This window comes from Vibrio sp. 1580 (assembly GCF_033340055.1).
On sequence record NZ_JAWOVT010000084.1, the window covers coordinates 1 to 1,037 of the forward strand.

Below are 1,037 nucleotides of genomic sequence, written 5' to 3' on the forward strand. Positions count from 1 at the left end.
TCAGCGGGATCAGCTACCACTTCAATGATCGTGTCACCGTAAAAAGCACCGTAAGATCTTACAAATCTGAGAATAGCAACGGCATTCAAACCGAAGACAGTAGCCTCGCTGCTGAACTTTCTAGCCGCGTGAAAATTACCGATAAGTTAGACATTCACGCGACGTTGGATTACCAAGATTGGCAACAAGGCTTTGAGGTAGGTTTAGGTTTCCGATTCTAAAAATCGAGTGCTTCTTTTGAAATCAACACCCCATTCCAATCGGCATAAACATGATGCTTTGGTTGAACAATTTGGTTCAGCATCGTTAACGTCACGTTGACTTCACCCACACCACGCTTTTCCGTTTTAAACGGGCATGTACCCAGCGCTTGCACTCCTATGTCCATTTGCGACATTTGTGCCACATCACGCACTGCTCCGTACACGATGATACCTTCCCAACCATTTTCGATACCGACTATCGCCAGCTGATCACCAAGCAGCGCTTTTTGGCAGGAACCGTGTCCATCAACAATCAAGACTTTGCCAGTGCCATCCTGTTCTAGAACTTCACGTACTTTAGAATTATCGTGATAGCAACGCACTGTGACAATTTCGCCATGAAAGGCGGTACGTTGACCAAAGTTCTGTAGCGGTAAATTTAGCAACGTCACTTGGTCTTCAAATTGATCACAAATATCTGGTGTTATGTCTCTCATATTTCCTCCGTGAATTTGCTCGCTCGGGCATAACCCCAACGAGAGATATCCTGTTATACGAGCCTGTCGTTAATTTTTCCTAGCCAATGTTTTTTGCTCGGTACCGCGCACGCAACTAAGTAAAGCTCACCATCTATCACATAGTAAATGGCATTTTGTTGAAACGCTTTTGCCAATCGCACAGCCTCTTCTAATGATATATCCGCCGCAAAACTCTCTTCACACCATTCAAAGCTGCGATCACCTACGTTAACGAGCACGTAATTCGCGTGGTTAAGTTGTTTTTCTAACTCTTGATTACTTATGCAGTGCTCTTTCTTTGACCGCAAATTACTGT

General features: G+C 44.4%; 2 protein-coding genes and 1 pseudogene. 1 reads left to right on the forward strand and 2 read right to left on the reverse strand.

Annotated features, from left to right (window positions below; all coding sequences use genetic code 11):
* Positions 1-221 (forward strand): annotated as a pseudogene (locus R7093_RS24180) (ribonuclease regulator); the annotation flags it as partial.
* Here R7093_RS24180 and R7093_RS24185 read toward each other — a convergent pair.
* Together R7093_RS24185 and R7093_RS24190 are read right to left on the reverse strand one after the other, a co-directional pair.
* Positions 218-700: a putative 4-hydroxy-4-methyl-2-oxoglutarate aldolase gene (locus R7093_RS24185; RefSeq protein WP_025795751.1), complete on the reverse strand. Its 483-nt coding sequence runs from the start codon at positions 698-700 to the stop codon at positions 218-220. The pseudogene R7093_RS24180 and the gene R7093_RS24185 sit on opposite strands and share 4 nt — an antisense overlap.
* Positions 701-753: 53 nt before the next feature.
* Positions 754-1,037 (reverse strand): DUF3293 domain-containing protein (locus tag R7093_RS24190; protein WP_318146881.1); only part of this gene is annotated, 284 nt, incomplete at its 5' end.

Excerpts from the sequence above, each read along its gene's own strand:
- R7093_RS24185 (WP_025795751.1), bottom strand. The coding sequence starts at position 700 with ATGAGAGACATAACACCAGATATTTGTGATCAATTTGAAGACCAAGTG.